At 66.0% G+C, this 17,871-nt stretch carries 17 protein-coding genes; 14 read left to right on the plus strand and 3 right to left on the minus strand.

Features of this window, described 5'->3' with window-relative positions; translation table 11 throughout:
- Positions 1-108: 108 nt before the first annotated feature.
- Positions 109-1,995 carry a molecular chaperone HtpG gene (gene htpG, locus ACW5IY_RS08955; RefSeq protein WP_049434167.1) on the minus strand — a complete coding sequence of 629 codons (1,887 nt, stop codon included), beginning with the start codon at positions 1,993-1,995 and terminating at the stop codon, positions 109-111.
- Positions 1,996-2,708: 713 nt separating this feature from the next.
- On the opposite strand from htpG, the gene rsmD reads away from it, so the two are divergent.
- The 6 genes from rsmD to ACW5IY_RS08985 all read left to right on the plus strand — a co-directional run bounded on the left by rsmD (position 2,709) and on the right by ACW5IY_RS08985 (position 7,524).
- Positions 2,709-3,287, plus strand: coding sequence for a 16S rRNA (guanine(966)-N(2))-methyltransferase RsmD (gene rsmD, locus ACW5IY_RS08960; RefSeq protein ID WP_049434898.1), 579 nt, complete (start codon positions 2,709-2,711; stop codon positions 3,285-3,287).
- A 26-nt stretch (positions 3,288-3,313) separates the two neighbouring features.
- Complete coding sequence (coaD, locus tag ACW5IY_RS08965) at positions 3,314-3,823, plus strand: pantetheine-phosphate adenylyltransferase (RefSeq protein WP_010484372.1); 510 nt, start codon at positions 3,314-3,316, stop codon at positions 3,821-3,823.
- A gap of 60 nt (positions 3,824-3,883) precedes the next feature.
- Entirely contained in the window at positions 3,884-4,375 is a 492-nt protein-coding gene (locus ACW5IY_RS08970) for a hypothetical protein (RefSeq protein WP_004153167.1), read from the plus strand.
- Between the two features lie 132 nt (positions 4,376-4,507).
- Positions 4,508-4,789, plus strand: a complete 282-nt coding sequence (locus ACW5IY_RS08975) for a YfhL family 4Fe-4S dicluster ferredoxin (protein ID WP_004153175.1) — start codon at positions 4,508-4,510, stop codon at positions 4,787-4,789.
- Complete coding sequence (gene ggt / locus ACW5IY_RS08980; RefSeq protein WP_049434900.1) at positions 4,786-6,516, plus strand: gamma-glutamyltransferase; 1,731 nt, start codon at positions 4,786-4,788, stop codon at positions 6,514-6,516. Before ACW5IY_RS08975 ends, ggt begins: the two co-directional genes overlap by 4 nt.
- A 120-nt stretch (positions 6,517-6,636) precedes the next feature.
- On the plus strand, positions 6,637-7,524 hold the full coding sequence (locus ACW5IY_RS08985) for an MBL fold metallo-hydrolase (RefSeq protein WP_019338337.1): 888 nt from the start codon (positions 6,637-6,639) through the stop codon (positions 7,522-7,524).
- A gap of 96 nt (positions 7,525-7,620) precedes the next feature.
- Here ACW5IY_RS08985 and ACW5IY_RS08990 read toward each other — a convergent pair whose 3' ends face one another.
- Positions 7,621-7,914 (minus strand): PsiF family protein, encoded by a 294-nt coding sequence (locus ACW5IY_RS08990; protein ID WP_049434901.1) that lies wholly within the window; start codon positions 7,912-7,914, stop codon positions 7,621-7,623.
- A 57-nt stretch (positions 7,915-7,971) separates the two neighbouring features.
- On the opposite strand from ACW5IY_RS08990, the gene ACW5IY_RS08995 reads away from it, so the two are divergent.
- Together ACW5IY_RS08995 and ACW5IY_RS09000 are read left to right on the plus strand one after the other, a co-directional pair.
- Positions 7,972-8,406: an ArsR/SmtB family transcription factor gene (locus ACW5IY_RS08995; protein ID WP_239682910.1), complete on the plus strand. Its 435-nt coding sequence runs from the start codon at positions 7,972-7,974 to the stop codon at positions 8,404-8,406.
- Positions 8,378-8,857, plus strand: coding sequence for an SRPBCC family protein (locus ACW5IY_RS09000; protein WP_049434910.1), 480 nt, complete (start codon positions 8,378-8,380; stop codon positions 8,855-8,857). The genes ACW5IY_RS08995 and ACW5IY_RS09000 overlap by 29 nt, the downstream gene beginning before the upstream one ends.
- 59 nt (positions 8,858-8,916) lie before the next feature.
- On the opposite strand, the gene upp is transcribed toward ACW5IY_RS09000, so the two are convergent.
- Complete coding sequence (gene upp, locus ACW5IY_RS09005; RefSeq protein ID WP_005409099.1) at positions 8,917-9,549, minus strand: uracil phosphoribosyltransferase; 633 nt, start codon at positions 9,547-9,549, stop codon at positions 8,917-8,919.
- A 216-nt stretch (positions 9,550-9,765) separates the two neighbouring features.
- Between upp and ACW5IY_RS09010 the strand changes: the two genes are divergently transcribed.
- From ACW5IY_RS09010 to ACW5IY_RS09035, 6 genes are all read left to right on the plus strand, one after another.
- Entirely contained in the window at positions 9,766-12,279 is a 2,514-nt protein-coding gene (locus ACW5IY_RS09010) for a TonB-dependent receptor (RefSeq protein ID WP_457327239.1), read from the plus strand.
- On the plus strand, positions 12,279-13,394 hold the full coding sequence (locus ACW5IY_RS09015) for an NHL repeat-containing protein (protein WP_049434913.1): 1,116 nt from the start codon (positions 12,279-12,281) through the stop codon (positions 13,392-13,394). The genes ACW5IY_RS09010 and ACW5IY_RS09015 overlap by 1 nt, the downstream gene beginning before the upstream one ends.
- 14 nt (positions 13,395-13,408) lie before the next feature.
- On the plus strand, positions 13,409-14,758 hold the full coding sequence (locus ACW5IY_RS09020) for a purple acid phosphatase family protein (protein WP_239682913.1): 1,350 nt from the start codon (positions 13,409-13,411) through the stop codon (positions 14,756-14,758).
- A gap of 10 nt (positions 14,759-14,768) precedes the next feature.
- Positions 14,769-15,383: an inorganic diphosphatase gene (locus tag ACW5IY_RS09025; RefSeq protein WP_049434915.1), complete on the plus strand. Its 615-nt coding sequence runs from the start codon at positions 14,769-14,771 to the stop codon at positions 15,381-15,383.
- 89 nt (positions 15,384-15,472) lie between these two features.
- Positions 15,473-16,888 carry a cryptochrome/photolyase family protein gene (locus ACW5IY_RS09030; protein ID WP_049434943.1) on the plus strand — a complete coding sequence of 472 codons (1,416 nt, stop codon included), beginning with the start codon at positions 15,473-15,475 and terminating at the stop codon, positions 16,886-16,888.
- Positions 16,889-17,027: 139 nt separating this feature from the next.
- Positions 17,028-17,723, plus strand: a complete 696-nt coding sequence (locus ACW5IY_RS09035; RefSeq protein WP_010484399.1) for an OmpA family lipoprotein — start codon at positions 17,028-17,030, stop codon at positions 17,721-17,723.
- Positions 17,724-17,871 lie beyond the last annotated feature (148 nt).

The raw sequence follows: 17,871 nt of genomic DNA on the forward strand, positions 1-17,871 counted from the left end.
GCTCGACCCGCCTCGGTAGGTGCCAACCTTGGTTGGCACTCATGGAGCAGTCGAGCATGGCTCGACTCTACAAAAGCGCGTCACCAAGGTTGACCTCCACCCTGCCGATCAGGCCGACAGCTCCAGCAGCAGCTTGTTCAGGCGCGCCACGTAGGCGCCCGGGTCCTTCAGGCTGTCACCAGCGGCCAGCGCGGCCTGGTCGAACAGCACCCGGCCCAGGTCGTCGAAACGTGCGCCATCGCCTTCGGCATCCAGCTTGGCGATCAGCGGATGGCCCGGGTTGATCTCCAGTACCGGCTTGCTGTCCGGCACCTTCTGCCCGCTGGCCTCCAGGATCTGCCGCATCTGCAGGCCCAGGTCCTGCTCGCCGATGGCCAGCACCGCCGGCGAATCGGTCAGGCGGTGGGACACGCGCACCTCGGCCACGTCATCGCCCAGCACCGTTTTCAGGCGCTCAACCAGACCCTGCTTGTCCTTGGCCGCTGCTTCCTGTTCCTGCTTGTCCGCTTCGCTTTCCAGCGCGCCCAGGTCGAGGTCGCCACGGGCGATGTCAACGAAGCTCTTGCCGTCGAAATCGGTCAGGTAGCCCATCAGCCACTCGTCGATGCGGTCGGTCAGCAGCAGCACTTCCACGCCCTTCTTGCGGAACACTTCCAGGTGCGGGCTGTTGCGCACCTGGCTGTAGCTCTCGCCGGTCAGGTAGTAGATCTTGTCCTGGCCTTCGGCCATGCGGCTGATGTAGTCGGCCAGCGACACGCTCTGCGCGTCGCCGTCGCCGCGGGTGGAGGCGAAGCGCAGCAGGCCGGCCACCTTCTCGCGGTTGTTGTAGTCCTCGGCCGGGCCTTCCTTCAGCACCTGGCCGAATTCCTTCCAGAACGTGGCGTACTGCTCCGGCTTGTCGGTGGCCAGCTTTTCCAGCATGTCCAGCGAGCGCTTGGTCAGCGCGGCCTTCATCGAATCAATGACCGGGCCGGACTGCAGGATCTCGCGCGAGACGTTCAGCGACAGATCGTTGGAATCAACCACGCCCTTGATGAAGCGCAGGTACAGCGGCAGGAACTGCTCGGCCTGGTCCATCACGAACACGCGCTGCACGTACAGCTTCAGGCCCTTGGGCGCGTCGCGGTGGTACAGGTCGAACGGTGCGCGACCGGGCACGTACAGCAGCGAGGTGTATTCCAGCTTGCCTTCGACCTTGTTGTGGCTCCACGCCAGCGGGTCGCTATGGTCGTGCGCCACATGCTTGTAGAACTCGGTGTATTCGGCGTCGCTGATCTCGGTGCGCGGGCGGGTCCACAGCGCGCTGGCGCGGTTGACGGTCTCCCACTCGCCGGCGGCGTCTTCGCCTTCCTTCGGCATCTGGATCGGCAGGCCGATGTGGTCGGAATACTTCTTCAGGATGCTGCGCAGGCGCCAGCCATCGGCGAAGTCGTGCTCGCCGTCCTTCAGGTGCAGCACGATGCGGGTGCCGCGCTCGGCCTTGTCGACGGTGGCCACTTCGAAATCGCCTTCGCCGCGCGAGGTCCAGCGCACGCCTTCGCCTGCAGCCAGGCCGGCGCGGCGCGAGGTCACTTCCACTTCGTCGGCGACGATGAAGGCGCTGTAGAAGCCGACGCCGAACTGGCCGATCAGCTGCGAATCCTTCTTCTGGTCGCCGGACAGCTGGCGCAGGAAATCGCCGGTGCCGGACTTGGCAATCGTGCCGAGGTGGGCGATGGCTTCGGCGCGGCTCATGCCGATGCCGTTGTCTTCGATGGTGATGGTGTGGGCGGTGGCGTCGAAGCTGACGCGCACGCGCAGCTCGCTGTCGCCTTCCAGCAGGGCCGGCTGGGTCAGGGCCTCGAAGCGCAGCTTGTCGGCGGCGTCGGCGGCATTGGAGACCAGCTCGCGGAGGAAGATTTCCTTGTTGGAGTACAGCGAGTGGATCATCAGCTGCAGCAGCTGCTTGACTTCGGTCTGGAAGCCAAGGGTTTCGGTCTGGGTGGTCTCGGTCATCGATTAAGGCTCCATGTGCAATGCCGCGCCAGCGCGTGCGGCCTCGCCAAGGGGTATGGCTGATTGTCCCGAAATCAAGGGGTTGGTCGGGCAGGGCGGCGCCCTGCACCCGCAGAGGCCAAGGCAACTGCAACTGCAACAGCAACGGCAAGAGCGGGCATTCCGTGGGATGGCGGGGCGGTGTGGGTTGGCAGGACACGCCGTAAACCCGTCCTTGGGGGCTCGATGGCGCCATCCATGGCGCCAACGGTCCTGCCAACCCACACCGCCCCGCCTCTGACAGGCTCCCGGTGACGGTCGCAACGGCGGCTTCCTGATTTCATTCAAATCCTTCGATATCTGACAGATGTTCATCCACGCATGGCGTGGATCTACCGACAGATGGCGAGAAACTGTCGAAGGCGGGGTGGGTCCGGTTGAGGGGGCGTGAGCCGCATGGATGCGGCGACCGAGCTTACATGGGTGAGGGCGCTTTGCTTGCGAAGCACTGCTTCGCAAGTGCCCGAACGCACAGCCGCCAGCGGCTGGGCCGGGCCCCGGAGGGGGACTTGCAGCGTCCCCCGCAACCGGACCCACCCCGCCAACCCCCAGGAAACCAGCTTTTGAAGTTGCTTCGGCCGTTGCTGCGGCTTCAACGGGTGCCGGGCAAAGCCCGGCCGAACTACAATCCTGCTCATGCTGAAATTCTCGAATGAACCCCGCCGGGGGCGCCGATGAGCGGCCGTGGGGGCAATGACGGCCAGGTCCGCATCATCGGCGGGCGCTGGCGCAACACCCGCCTGCCGGTGCCGACCCTTCCGGGGCTTCGGCCCAGCAGCGACCGCGTGCGCGAGACTCTTTTCAACTGGTTGATGCCCAGACTGGGCGGCGCGCGGGTGCTGGACCTGTTTGCCGGCAGTGGCGCCTTGGGCCTGGAAGCCGTCTCGCGCGGCGCCGCCCACGCCACTCTGGTCGAGCGCGACGCGCAGCTGGGACGCAATCTGACCGCGGCCGTGGCCAAGCTGCAGGCCTACGACCAGGTCACCGTCGTGCAGGCCGATGCGCTGCGCTGGCTGCAGGGCGCACCGGCACAGCAGGCCGATCTGGTCTTCATCGACCCGCCGTTCGCGGATGGCCTGTGGCAGGACGTGCTGGCGCAGCTGCCGCGGCATCTGGCCGCCGATGCCTGGCTGTACCTGGAATCGCCGGCCGGTCACACGCCGGTGCTGCCGCCGGACTGGCTGCTGCACCGCGAGGGCGGCACCCGCGAGGTGCGCTTTGCCCTGTACCGCCGCGCCACTGCTACACTTTGACCTCATCTGAACATCTGCAACCGCCCATGACCGTGGCCAACCGCCGCATCGCCGTTTATCCCGGCACGTTCGACCCCATCACCAACGGTCATATCGACCTGGTGAGCCGGGCCGCGCCGCTGTTCGAAAAGGTCGTGGTCGGCGTGGCGCAGAGCCCGTCCAAGGGCCCGGCGCTGCCGCTGGAGCAGCGCGTGCAGCTGGCACGTGGCGCACTCGGCCACCACAGCAACGTCGAGGTGATCGGTTTCGATACCCTGCTGGCCCATTTCGTACGTTCGGTCCAGGGTGGGGTACTGCTGCGCGGCCTGCGCGCGGTGTCCGACTTCGAGTACGAGTTCCAGATGGCCAGCATGAACCGCCATCTGATTCCCGAGGTCGAGACCCTGTTCCTGACCCCGGCCGAGCAGCACAGCTTCATTTCGTCCTCGCTGGTCCGCGAGATCGCGCGCCTGGGTGGCGACGTGTCCGGCTTCGTGCCGGCCGCGGTGCTCGAAGCCCTGCGCAAGGTCCGCGAAGCGAAGGCGGCACAGTCGTAAGCCCTGCTGTACCCGCACCCCATTACGTACAACACCACGCACCATTCCGGGAGGAAACCCATGAACACCACCATGCGCGCGATGCTGATCGCTTCGTTGGCCCTGGCCTTCACCGCCTGCAAGAAGGAAGAGGCCGCTCCGGTCGACGAGGCCAAGCAGGCCCTGGTCGCCCCGTCCAAGGACGACGATGCAGGCTGGAAGAAGTACCTGCAGGAAGTGGCCATCCAGAACATGGGCAACATCACCAACAGCCCGTTCCTGTACTACCTCTCGCCGGAATCGGACCCGGACTTCCAGGCCAAGTACGAGCGCCAGACCGAGAGCGCGACCCAGGCCGTGGCCCGTGGCGTGCAGCCGGGCAACATGCTGGCCTTCGGTTCGTCGGCCTCGGGCAAGATGGCTGACATGATCCAGGCCGTGTTCAAGGACGTGTCGCCGGATTCGATGAAGGGCGTCCGCGTCGTCTTCATCGGCCAGTCGGCCGACAACGCCCGCGTGCAGGCTGCCATCCAGCCGACCGGTGCCGAGTACATTTTCGTCGAAGCCAAGTAATACCGAGCCATGGCGGCCATGCTCCGGCATGGCCCGGGCGGCGTCCTGCAAGGGTGCCGCTGATGACCTGACCGGCCCGCGCGCCCGCGCTGGCCGGTCCTTTGTCCCAGGGCGCGGGCGAGGAGTATCGCCGTGTCGCTGAAAATCAACGAGCTCTGCGTCAACTGCGACGTATGCGAGCCGGCCTGCCCGAACCAGGCCATTGCGATGGGTGAAACCATCTACGTGATCGACCCTGCGCGCTGCACCGAATGCGTGGGTCATTTCGACGAGCCACAGTGCGTGGTCGTCTGCCCGGTCGAGTGCATCGACCCGGACCCGGAGATCGTGGAAACGGAAGACCAGCTGCTGGCCAAGCTGCGCCAGCTGCAGCACGATCACCCCGAACTCTATGCGGAGCCCCCATCCGAATGAAGACGCTGATCGTCCGCCCCCTGTTGCTGCTCGGCCTGCTGCTGAGCCCGATGGCCTGGGCCGACAGCCCGTCCCGCGCCGAGCGTCCTGACGGCGCGGCCATTGCCAGCGGCCACGCACTGGCCACCCAGGCAGGTATCGATATCCTGGCGCAGGGCGGCAACGCCTTCGATGCTGCGGTGGCGGTATCGTCCACGCTGGCGGTGGTCGAGCCGATCAGTTCCGGCCTCGGCGGTGGCGGCTTCTTCCTGCTGCATGATGCGGCCACCGGCAAGGACGTGATGCTGGACGCGCGCGAGACCGCGCCGGCCGCGGCAACCCCGCAGGCCTTCCTCGACAAGCAGGGCAACCTGGACCGTGATCGTTCGGTCAACGGTGCCTGGTCGGCGGGTATTCCCGGCCTGCCTGCAGCGTTGGTCGAGCTGTCGGCCAAGCACGGCAAGCTGCCGTTGTCGGCTTCGCTGCAGCCGGCGATCCGCATCGCGCGTGAAGGCTTCCCGGTGTACGACCGCATGGCCAAGGGCTATGCGTCGCGCCGAGAAGTGATGGAGCGCTATCCCGGCACGCGCGAGGTCTACCTGCGCAACGGCAAGCCGATCGCCACCGGTGACCTGTTCAAGCAGCCGGAGCTGGCACAGACGCTGGAGCGCCTGGCCGCGGGTGGCTTCGATGGGTTCTACAAGGGCCAGACCGGAAAGCTGTTGCTGGCCGGCGTGAAGCAGGCTGGCGGCAAGTGGAGCGCCGAAGAGCTGGCCGGCTACCGCGTGAAGCAGCGCGAGCCGATCGTGTTCAACTACAACGGCTGGAAGATCACCACCGCGCCGCCGCCGTCGTCCGGTGGTATCGCACTGGCCAGCATGCTGCAGATCCTGGAAGGTTGGGACATCAGGAAGATGGACCCGGCGCACCGCACCCACCTGGTGGTGGAATCGATGCGTCGCGCCTACCGCGACCGCACCTTCTTCCTCGGCGATCCGGACTTCGTGCAGATCCCGCAGAAGGTGCTGACCAGCAAGGATTACGCACAGGGCCTGCGCGCTACCATCCATCCGGAGAAGGCCACGCCCAGCGACCTGCTGTCGGGCAATCCGACCCCGCTGGAAGACGACGAGACCACGCACTTCTCGATCATCGACCGCGACGGCAACCGCGTCGGCGCCACCCAGACCGTCAACCTGCTGTACGGCTCGGGGTTGATTCCCAAGGGCACCGGCGTGCTGCTGAACAACGAGATGGACGACTTCGCGCTGAAGCCGGGCACGCCCAATGCGTTCGGCGTGATGGGCTACGAGGCCAATGCGCCGAAGCCGGGCAAGCGCATGCTCAGCTCGATGACCCCGACCTTCATGGAGAACGCCGACAAGGTGGTGGTGCTGGGCACCCCGGGTGGCAGCCGCATCATCACCATGGTGCTGCTGGGCATCCTCGGCTACGACGACGGCCTGGATGCGCAGCAGGTTGCCGCGCTGCCGCGCTACCACCACCAGTGGCTGCCGGACCTGATCGAAGCCGAGGACGATGCGTTCGACGCGGCGACGGTGAAGCAGCTGCAGGCGATGGGTCACAAGATCGACCTGCCGGGCAATGTGGCCGCAGGTGGCCGCGGGTCCAGCCATGTGTGGGGCAACCTGCAGACCGTGGAATGGGACCGCAAGGCGAACAAGCTGTTCGGCGGCAGCGACCCGCGCAATCCGGTGGGCAGTGCCCAGGTCGTCCCGGCGCGCTGATCCGGTCGTGCCGGCTGCTGGCCGGCAATCCGGCTGATTATCGAAACCCCGCCTTTGCCGGCGGGGTTTTCTGTTTCCCTTCTAGCGATTATTTAACGAGCTGGCGCCGATAATCGACACATGAAACTCTGGTCTATTCGTGGAAACTCGCAGCGCCTCGATGGCGGCGCGATGTTCGGCAACGCGCCGCGCGCGTTGTGGGAAAAATGGGCGGCACCGGACGAGCTCAATCGCATCGAGCTGGCCTGCCGTGCGCTGCTTGCCAGCCCGCTGGAAGGCAAAACCGTGCTGTTTGAAACCGGTATCGGCGCGTTCTTCGACCCGCGCATGCGCGAGCGCTACGGCGTGCAGGAAAGCCAGCATGTGCTGATCGATTCGCTCCGCGAAGCCGGCTTCGAGCACGAGGATATCGACGTGGTGGTGCTCAGCCACCTGCACTTCGATCATGCTGGCGGCCTGCTGGCGGCGTGGAGCGAAGGGCGTGAGCCCGAGCTGCTGTTCCCCAACGCAACCTATGTGGTCGGCGCGCAGCATTGGCAGCGCGCCGTGCAGCCACACCCACGCGACCGCGCCAGCTTCATTCCGGAACTGCCGGGCCTGCTGCAGGCCAGTGGCCGGCTGGAAGTGGTGGACGGGGAGTACTCGAAGGCGCTCGGCCGCAGCGTACGCTTCAGCTACAGCGACGGGCATACACCGGGGCTGATGCTGGCCGAGATCGTCGGTCACGCGCATGCCGGCGAAAGTGCGCACGGTGGCGTGGTGTTCTGTGCCGACCTGATCCCGGGGCGCTCATGGGTACACGTGCCGATCACCATGGGCTACGACCGCAATGCCGAGCTGCTGATCGACGAAAAGCGGCAGTTCCTTGAAGACAAGCTGGCGCGCAACGTGCGGCTGTTCTTCACCCATGACCCGCAGGTTGCGCTGGCGCAGCTGGGCCGTGATGACAAGGGACGTTTCGTGACCCTGCACGAACAGGGCGAGCTGAAGGCACGCGCCCTGGGGTAGGGGTAGAGCCGAGCCTACGCTCGGCTGCTTCTCTGAACGGTCATGCACGTTACGGATGCCTGAGCCGAGCATGGGCTCGGCTCTACGTCACTGCCATTACGACGCCTTCAGGCAACTGCTCATGAAGGTCTTGCGCGCGTCACCCGCCAGTTTCTTCGTGCCGGCATCGGCGTTGCATTTGCGCATGCGTTCCTGCGGCGTTGTCGCGGCCTTCGTCTCGGCGGCATGGCCGCTGAGGCAGGAGCTCTGTGCAGTCTTGTAGGCATCCCCCTTCAAGCCCTTGTTCTTGGCTGAGCATTCGGCCATGCGCTGCTGCTGCGGAGTGGTGGCATTGGCAGCCAGGGGCAGGCCGACCAGCAGGACGGCGGCCAGCAGGAAAGAGACTTTCATCGGGAGCTCCAAGGGTGGCGGGTGCGCGGAGCATTCGCTTCCCGCCTGCAAGGCCACGTGAAGAACCACGCCATTGCAGCGCCTGCTTGCGGCAACGTTCAGATCGGCGTATTACTTAGCCATATGGATAAGTATGATCCAGCCATTCAGGACGTCTTCCAGGCATTGGCCGACCCTACCCGGTGCGCGATCGTGGCTGTGCTGGGGCATGGGCCGCGCACGGTGTCGACGCTGGCCGAGCCCTTCGAGATGGCCTTGCCCTCGCTGATGAAACATCTGGCCGTGCTGGAGCGCAGCGGCGTGGTGCGCAGCCACAAGCGGGGGCGCGTACGCACCTGCGAACTGGTGCCGACGCGGCTTGGGGAGGCCGAGCAGTGGCTGGCCGAACAACGTGCCGTATGGGAAGCGCGCGCCGACCGCATGGTCGATTTCGTTGAAACCCTTCACCGACAGGAGCAGGCCCATGGCCGTAGACGCAGGCAACAACCCTGACACCGATCTGGTCATCAGCCGCGTGCTGAATGCACCGCGTGCCGCCTTGTGGCGGGCGTGGACCGACCCGGAACTGCTGCGCCAGTGGTGGTGCCCGAAACCGTGGACCACCGAGGTGCGCGCATTCGACCTGCGCCCCGGTGGCGCCTTCCACACCTTCATGCAGGGCCCGGACGGCGGCAGCAGTGACAATCCGGGCAGTTTCCTGGAAATCGTGCCGCAGCAGCGCCTGGTGTTCACTTCGATGCTGGGCGCAGGCTGGCGACCGCAGTCACCCTGGCTGGGCTTCACCGCCGTCATCACGATGGAGGATGACGGGCAGGGCTGCCGCTACACCGCGCGGGTGATGCACCCGGACAAGGCCCTGCGTGACCAGCATGAGCAGCTGGGCTTCTTCGACGGCTGGAACACGGTCATCGGCCAGCTGGAAGCCTTCGCGGCCGGCCTGTAGGCCGCGCTTGGGGTCAGATCCCTTCCGCTGTGAAAGGATGCTGACCCCGGTTCGCCGGATCAGCCGACGCGGGTACCGAAGATACGGTCACCGGCATCGCCCAGGCCCGGCAGGATGTAACCCTTGTCGTTGAGCTGGGCGTCGATGGCCGCGGTGTAGATCTCCACGTCCGGGTGCACGGCCTTGACCGCCTCGATGCCCTCCGGCGCGGCCACCAGGAAGATGCCCTTGATGCGGCGGGCACCGGCACGCTTGAGCATGTCGATGGTGGCGATCAGGGTGCCGCCGGTGGCCAGCATCGGGTCCAGGATCAGTGCATCGCGCTCTTCCAGGCGGCCGGTCAGGCGCTCGAAGTAGGGCACCGGCTGCAGGGTTTCCTCATCGCGCTGCAGGCCGACCACGCTGACGCGGGCGGCCGGGATCAGCGACAGCACGCCGCTGAGCATGCCCAGGCCGGCGCGCAGGATCGGCACCACGGTGATCTTGGCACCGGCGATGCGCTGCACGGTGACCGGACCGGCCCAACCGGGCAGGGTGTGCGGTTCGGTGTCCAGGTCGGCGGTGGCCTCGTAGGCCAGCAGCGTGCCCAGCTCGTTGGCCAGTTCGCGGAAATCCTTGGTGCTGAGCGCGGCATTGCGCATCAGGCCGATCTTGTGCTGCACCAGCGGGTGGCGCACTTCGACGATCTTCATGGTCGGGAAGGGGAAAAAGGAGAGAGGACGCCATTTTGCCGGATTGGGCGCACAACCCCAAACCGGGCCCGGAGACGGCCTGCATGAAATGTGCAGATCCATGTCACGGCCATGCAACCTTGCGGACATACCGTGCAGACCCATTCTTAACAGGAATGGGGATTCCCAGTGCATATCAAGACTCCGTTGGCCGTTGCCATCACCCTGACCCTGGCGATGGGGGCTGCCGCACCGCTGCAGGCCGCCGGGCAGCAGGCGGTCGCCGCCACCGGCGCCGTGGCCGCCGATGCGGTCGACCTGGACCGCATCGAAGTGCGCGCCCAGCTCGAATCGCAGATCCGCGCGGTCGACCTCAAGCGCAGCAGCGACGCCATCGAAGACGCGGTGTCCTCCGATGCCCTGGGCCAGTACCCGGACAAGAACGTGGCCGAGTCGCTGCAGCGACTGCCGGGCATCAGCGTCACCCGCGACCAGGGCGAGGGCCGCTTCGTGGTCATTCGTGGCCTGGATGCCAATCTCAACAGCGTCAGCGTGGATGGCATCGCCGTGGGCACGCCGGAGGATTCCAGCCGTGCCGCGCCGCTGGACGTGATCCCGTCCGACTCCACCGAACGCCTGCGCGTGGTCAAGTCGCCGACCCCGGACATGCCCGGTGATGCCATCGGCGGCGCCGTGCTGGTGGAATCGGCCTCGGCCTTCGACCGCGACGGTCGCAGCCTGCGTGGCAAGATCGAAGGCAGCCACCAGCAGTTGTCCGGCGAGACCAGCCCCAAGGCCGCCTTCAACTACAGCGAAGTGTTCAACGACACCTTCGGCGTGGCCCTGGGCGTGAACTACCAGAAGCGGAAGTTCGAGTCGGACAACACCGAAGTGGAGTATGACGGCGAGGATGACGCCGCACCTGGCGACGTCACCGCGATCAACCTGCAGCACCGCAAGTACGAGATCGAGCGCAAGCGCATCGGCGCCAACCTCAACCTCGACTGGCGCCCGAACGAAGACAGCAAGTACTACCTGCGCACGCTGTACAGTCAGTTCGATGATGCGGAGACTCGCCAGCGCGTGATCTTCAACTTCGATGACGCGAAGATGGTCAAGACCGGCACCGACCAGTACCGCCTGGATGGCATGCCTAAGGATTCCATCGACAAGCGCATGCGCTACCGCACCAAGAGGGAAAACACCTTCGCGGCCAGCTTGGGTGGCGAGAACAAGCTGACCAACGCCGTGGTCGACTACAGGGTTGGCTACACCCGTACCGAAGAGCGCGTGAATGACGAGATGGAGGCGCGCTTCAAGCTCAACGGCAAGGCCTTCAACGGCACCTTGGACCAGAGCAGCCGCCTGCCCAGCTACAGCTTCGACAATCCGCAGTGGCTGGACAACAGCAACTACGCGTTCGACCGCTTCGTGCTTTCGCCCAAGCAGGTGAACGACAAGGAGCACAGCGCGCAGGTCAACGTGCGCTTCGACGGCGACAGCAGCAGCATCAAATTCGGTCTGCTGGGCCGCTGGCGCGACCGCGACGTGAATGTGGATGAGCGCGAACTGCGTGTCGGCCCGAAGGTGGCGCTGTCGAGCTGGAGCACCTCCTCGCCCGAATACCGCCACGGCAACCTGGGTGATGGCATGGATTCGGCCGCGATGCGTGCCTTCTGGGCGGCCAATGGCGGCCAGTACAGTGCCCGTCCGCAGGACGTCGGTGGCAACGCGATGACCTCGCTGGAAGAGGACTACGTGGCCAGCGAAGACATCTTCGCAAGCTATGCGATGGGCACCTGGGACATCGGTGCACTGCGCATCATCGGCGGCGTGCGCGTGGAGAACACCCAGTTCAAGGCGACCGGCAACCAGGTGGACGTGGCGGCCAACGGCCGCAGCTTCACCGTCACCCCGCGCGTGGCCAACAGCAGCTACACCAACGTGCTGCCGGGCCTGCACCTGCGCTATGACGCGGCCGATGACTGGGTGCTGCGCGCCTCGGCCAACAAGACCGTATCGCGCCCCTCGTTCGGTGACATTTCACCGCGCGTGGGCTACAGCCGCGGTGACGAGGAAGTGCGCCTGGGCAATCCGGAACTGGATCCGTACGAATCGAAGAACATCGACCTGTCGGTGGAGAAGTACATCGGCAGCAGCGGCATCGTTTCGCTGGGCCTGTTCCACAAGTCGATCGATGGCTACATCGTGGAGACCGTGCGCACCAATGATCCGGCCTACGGTGGATTCGACGTGACCCAGCCGATCAATGGTCGCAAGGCCACCGTGCGTGGTGCGGAATTCAACTGGCAGCAGCAGCTGGCCTTCCTGCCGGACGGTCTTGATGGCCTGCTGGTCGGTGCCAGTGGCACCTGGCTGGATACCAAGTTCGACGCCGGCATCAAGGACCGTGCGGGCGAGGACTTCACGCTGCCGCGCGCTTCCAAGCATGTCTACAGCGCACACATCGGCTATGAAAAGTACGGTGTAAGCACGCGCCTGGCGGCCGTGTACCGCAGCGAGTACCTGGACAGCATCGGCAAGGGGCGCGCATTCGACATCTACGTTGCACCCAACACACAGCTCGATTTCTCGCTGGACTACAAGTTCACCCCGCGCGTGAGCGTGTACTTCGAAGCGCAGAACCTGCTGGACAAGCCATTGGAGCTGTACCAGGGCACCCGTTCGCGCACCCTGCAGCTGGAAGAGTACGGCCGCACCTATGCGCTGGGCCTGAAGGTGGCGCTGTGATGGGGCGTGGCATTGCTGTCCTGGCCGCGGCGCTGGCCGCCACGCTGGTTGCTGGCTGCACGCCGACCACCGGCAACGATCCGGTTGCGGGAGCGGCCGCGCCGGCCGCCAGTGGCGAGCGCGTGGTGACCACCATCGCCGAAGCCTTCCTGTCACCAATGACCCCGGCCGACAACATCGACTCGCCGGCGGCCTGGCGCGCGCCGGACGGCGCGCTGTGGCTGATCGCCACAGCCAAGGCCACCGACAAGCTGGTGGTCTACGACGGCAGCACCGGGCAGCACCTGCGTGACGTCGGCAGCAGCGGTACCGCACCGGGGCAGTTCGACCGCCCAAACGGCATCGCGGTGATCGACGACCTGTTGTGGATCGTGGAGCGCGACAATCACCGCGTGCAGGTACTGAGCCTGCCGGACTTCGCGCCGCTGGCGACGTTCGCTGCGGACGACCTGCGCAAGCCGTACGGGCTGTGGGTCGACCGCCGTGCCGATGGCTACAGCGTCTACGTCACCGACTCCTGGGACAACGGCGAGGATGCGCAGGGGAATGACATCCTGCCGCCGCTGGCCGAACTGGATAAGCGCGTGCGCCAGTACCACGTGACCCGTGACGGTGCGAAGGTCGAGGCGAAGCTGGTGGCGAGCATCGGCGATACCACCGAGGCGGGAGCACTGCGCGTGGTCGAGTCGATCTGGGGCGACCCGGACAACGATCGCCTGCTGATTGCCGAAGAGGACGAGAGCTACGCCAGCGAGTTCAAGGTCTACACCCTGTCAGGTCGCTTCACCGGTACCACCTTCGGCCGCGACGTGTTCAAGGCCCAGGCCGAAGGCGTGACCCTGCGCACCTGTGGCAAGGACGGCTGGTGGATCACTACCGAACAGGGCAAGCAGCGCAGCGTGTTCCACCTGTTCGACCGGCATACGCTGAAGCCGGTCGGTGCGTTCCAGGGCAATACCGTGGCCAACACCGATGGTATCTGGATGATGCAGCAACCCAGCGCGCGCTTCCCGCACGGTGCGCTCTATGCCGTGCACGATGACCAGGGCGTGGTGGCGTTCGACTGGGAGAGCATCGCCAAGCAGCTGGCGCTGCCGCTGGAGTGTGGCGCATGAGCGGGCACCGCGTGATGCGCACGCTGGCGCTGGGCTTGCTGCTGGCGTTGCCGTCACTGTCGTTCGCAGCGGCCGAACCGAATACTCAGGTGCCGGCGGGTAGCCGCCACTACGCAGCAACGACGGTACCTGACCGCATCGTCGCCTCGCCGGCGGTCGATCCCAGCCATGGATTCGCTGTCGCTTGGCGTACCGATGGCAGCGTGCAGGCGCCGCTGCTGGAAATCGCCCTGGCCGCTGATTCACCGGCCATCGAGGGCATCCGCCAGGTGCGCGCAACGACCCGTGCGCTGCAGACCGAGAACGGTCTGTCGCATCATCATCGCGCCGACATCAGCGGCCTGCAGCCGGATACCCAGTACGTCTACCGCGTGCAGGGCAATGGCAGCTGGAGCGCCTGGAACCAGTTGCGCACGCTGGCCGCCGCCGACCAGCCGCTGACCCTGCTGTACTTCGGCGATACCCAGAACAAGAACGTCAGCCATGTCAGCCGGGTAGTGCGTGCCGCGCAGAAGGCCGCACCGCAGGCACGCATGAGCCTGTTTGCCGGCGACCTGGTCAGCGGCGGCGACAACATGGATGACAGCGAGTGGGGAGAGTGGTTTGCTGCGACCAGCTGGCTGGCGCAGGAAACGCTGGTGGCCCCGGCCATCGGCAATCACGAGTACTTCGAGGAATTCGAGGACACCCCGCAGGAACGCCGCGTGCTGGGCAAGCATTGGCCAGTCACGTTCGCGCTGCCAGGCAATGGCGCCAGCGCCGCACAGCAGACCAGCTACTGGTTCGATGCGCAGGGCGTGCGCGTGGCCGTGGTCGATGGCACTTCGGCACTCGACCTGGGCACCGCCAAGGCACAGGCACAGTGGCTGGACAAGGTACTGGGCGGCAATCCACAGCCGTGGACCATCGTGCTGCTGCACCAGCCGTTCTACTCGCCGCGCGAAGGACGCGAGAACGCCGCGTTGCGTGACCTGCTGCTGCCGGTGGTACGCCGCCACAATGTCGATCTGGTGCTGCAGGGCCACGATCACACCTATGGTCGCCGTGGTGAAGGGCAGGCCGCGACGCCGCAGTATGTGGTGACCGTGGCGGGGCCGAAACAGTACCGCCTTTCCGACGAAGCGCGCAGGACGATGGACCCGGTGGCCGAAGACACCCAGCTGTTCCAGGTGTTGAACATCGACCCGCAGCACCTGCGCTATGAAGCGCGCACCGTGACCGGCCGTCTCTACGATGCCTTCGAACTGCGCCGTGATGCCAAGGGTGGCAAGCAGCGCACGGAGCTGACCGAAGGCCGCATCACGCCACGCGACTGCCCGCGCGCGCAGACCGCCAAGGGTCGTGCCGACCGCTGCTGGGAATGAGGACGCACCGATGACCACGCCCCGTCGCATCCTTCCGCTCGCTGCCATCGGCGCCGCCCTGCTGTTGCTGGCCAGTGCAGTGACCGCCGCCGATACCGTGCTGCATCCGTTCCTGGTGGCGCAGCCGAAGCAGGCCCCGCAGGAGGTGAATCTGGCGGTGGAGATTCCGGCCGGCAGCTTCACCAAGTACGAGATCAAGGACGATGGCCTGGTCCATGTGGACCGTTTCCAGTCGATGCCGGTCGCCTATCCGGCCAACTACGGTTCGATGCCGCGCACCCTGGCCGGTGACAACGATCCGCTGGATGCACTGGTGCTGACCCGCGAACCGCTGCATCCGGGCGTGATCGTGCGCTTCCGGCCGATCGGCTACCTGAAGATGATCGACGGCGGCGAGCACGACGAGAAGATCATCGGCGTGCCGACCGACAAGGTTGATCCGAGCTACGCCAACATCCGCGATCTGGCCGATCTGCCAGAGATCGAACGGCAGCGCATCGAGGCCTTCTTCCGGGTCTACAAGGACCTGCCGGCGGGGCGCAACCCGGTGCAGCTCAACGGATGGGGCAACGCCGCCGAGGCGCGCGCGCTGATCAGTGAAGCGATGGAGCGATTCAAGCAGTAGACCCACGCCACGCGTGGATGGCCGGGCGCGCGCATCTCCTTCACCGCCGCTGGCTATCATGTGCGCCTTCCACAATGAAGGCGGTGCATGTGTCGGTAGCGTTGGTATGGTTCCGCCGTGATCTGCGGCTGCAGGACAATCCGGCCCTGCAGGCCGCGCTGGATGCCGGTCACGACGTGGTGCCGGTCTACATCCATGCGCCGCACGAAGAAGGCGAGTGGGCGCCGGGTGCCGCCTCCGATGCGTGGCGGCACCGTTCCCTGGCGGCATTGGATACCGACCTGCGCGCCCGGGGTTCCTCGCTGGTGCTGCGCAGCGGTGACAGCCTGCCGACCCTGCAGCTGCTGATCGAGCAGACCGGCGCCGAGGCGGTGTGCTGGAACCGCAAGTACGAACCGGCCACCCAGCCACGCGACGCCACCATCAAGCGCACGCTGCGCGAGCAGGGCATCGACGCGCAGAGCTGCAATGGCAGCCTGCTTTTCGAGCCGTGGGATATCGCGACCCAGCAGGGACAGCCGTACAAGGTGTTCACTCCCTACTGGCGCAACGTGCTCAGTCATTGGCGCCTGCCGGCGCTGCAGGCCGCACCGAAGGCACTGGCGGCACACGCGGTCGACAGCCTCGCACTGGATGATCTCCAGCTGGCACCGACGCTGGACTGGGATACCGGCTTCTGGGAGCACTGGCAGCCGGGCGAAGCCGGTGCGCTGGAGGCGCTGTCGGTGTTTGAGGATGGCGCGTTGCGCGGTTACCGTGAGCAGCGCGACCTGCCGGATCGCGTGGGCACCTCGCGAATGTCGCCGCACCTGCATTTCGGCGAGATCGCGCCGTGGCGTATTGCCCATGCGCTGGAAGGCCTGCGCAGTGCGGGCACTGACGCCGACATCGACGGCTATCTGCGGCAACTGGGCTGGCGTGACTTCGCTTACCACCTGCTGCATCACTTCCCGAAGACGCCGACTGACAACCTCAATCCGCGTTTTGACCGTTTCCCGTGGGCCAAACCGAGTGCAGCGCAGCTACACGACTGGCAGCGCGGCAACACTGGCGTGCCGATCGTCGACGCCGGCCTACGCGAGCTGTGGCACACCGGTTACATGCACAACCGGGTGCGGATGATCGTGGCCAGCTATCTGTGCAAGCACCTGCGCGCGCACTGGCTGCATGGCGCACGCTGGTTCTGGGACACCCTGGTCGATGCCGACCTGGCCAACAACACGATGGGCTGGCAATGGGTGGCTGGGACCGGTGCCGATGCCGCGCCGTACTTCCGTGTGTTCAACCCAGTCACCCAGGCCGAGAAGTTCGACCCCCAGGCCCGCTACATCAGCCGCTGGGTGCCCGAACTGGCGGCGCTGCCGGTGAAGGCGCGCTTCGCGCCGTGGCAGCATCCGCTGCTGCTGGCGGCGCATGCCCCGGGCTATCCGCGTACGCCGCTGGTGGATCTGGCGGCTGGCCGCGATGCCGCGCTGGCTGCCTACCGGCAGTCAGGAGCGGGGTAAAGTGCGGGTTGAGTGATCCGGTCAGTTAGCTGAACGCGGCCCTGTCGGCGTGCCCGATCATCATTCCGGCATCGCATCGGGCTGTTTATTCTCTTTGCGCCCGCAGGCCGCCGGCCGACCGGAAACCAAGGAGAACCTCATGATCCGCAACACCACCCGCAACGTCGCATTGGCCCTGATGAGTGCGGCCGTCCTGTCGGCCTGCGCCACCGGCGGCTCCTACGTACAGAGTGACCAGTACGGCAACCCGACGGAGCAGCAGAACCGCACCGGCCGCAACGCACTGATCGGTACCGCCATCGGCGTGGCCGCCGGCCTGCTGACCGGCGACAGCGCCACCGAGCGCCGTCAGCATGCCCTGATTGGTGCTGGTATCGGCGCGCTCAGCGGCGCCGCGGTCGGCCAGTATCAGGATCGCCAGGAACGCGCACTGCGCGAGCGCACCGCCAACACCGGCATCGATGTGCAGCGCCAGGGCGACAACATCATGCTGAACCTGCCGGACGGCATCACCTTCGACTTCGGCAAGTCGACCCTGAAGCCGCAGTTCTACGGTTCGCTCAACGGCGTTGCCGGTACCCTGCGCGACTACAACCAGACCATGATCGAAGTGGTCGGCCATACCGACAGCATCGGCAGCGACGCGGTCAACAACCGCCTGTCGAAGGAACGCGCCGACTCGGTCGCGCAATACCTGATCGGCCAGGGCGTGCAGAGCGTGCGTATCGAAACGCTGGGCGCCGGCAAGTCGTACCCGATTGCCGACAACAGCACCGACGCCGGCCGTGCAAAGAACCGCCGCGTCGAGATTCGTGTGATTCCGCTCAAGCAATAACGCAACGCGTTATTGCTTGAGCCGGTCCGGCCATCGGCCGGAACGAAAATGCCGCCCTTGCAGGCGGCATTTTTGTGGGTGCCGAGCGTTGCTCGGCACGCCGATAGCGCCTGTAGAGCCGAGCCACGCTGGGCTACCTCTTCTGGTA

This window comes from Stenotrophomonas sp. C-A (assembly GCF_054030835.1).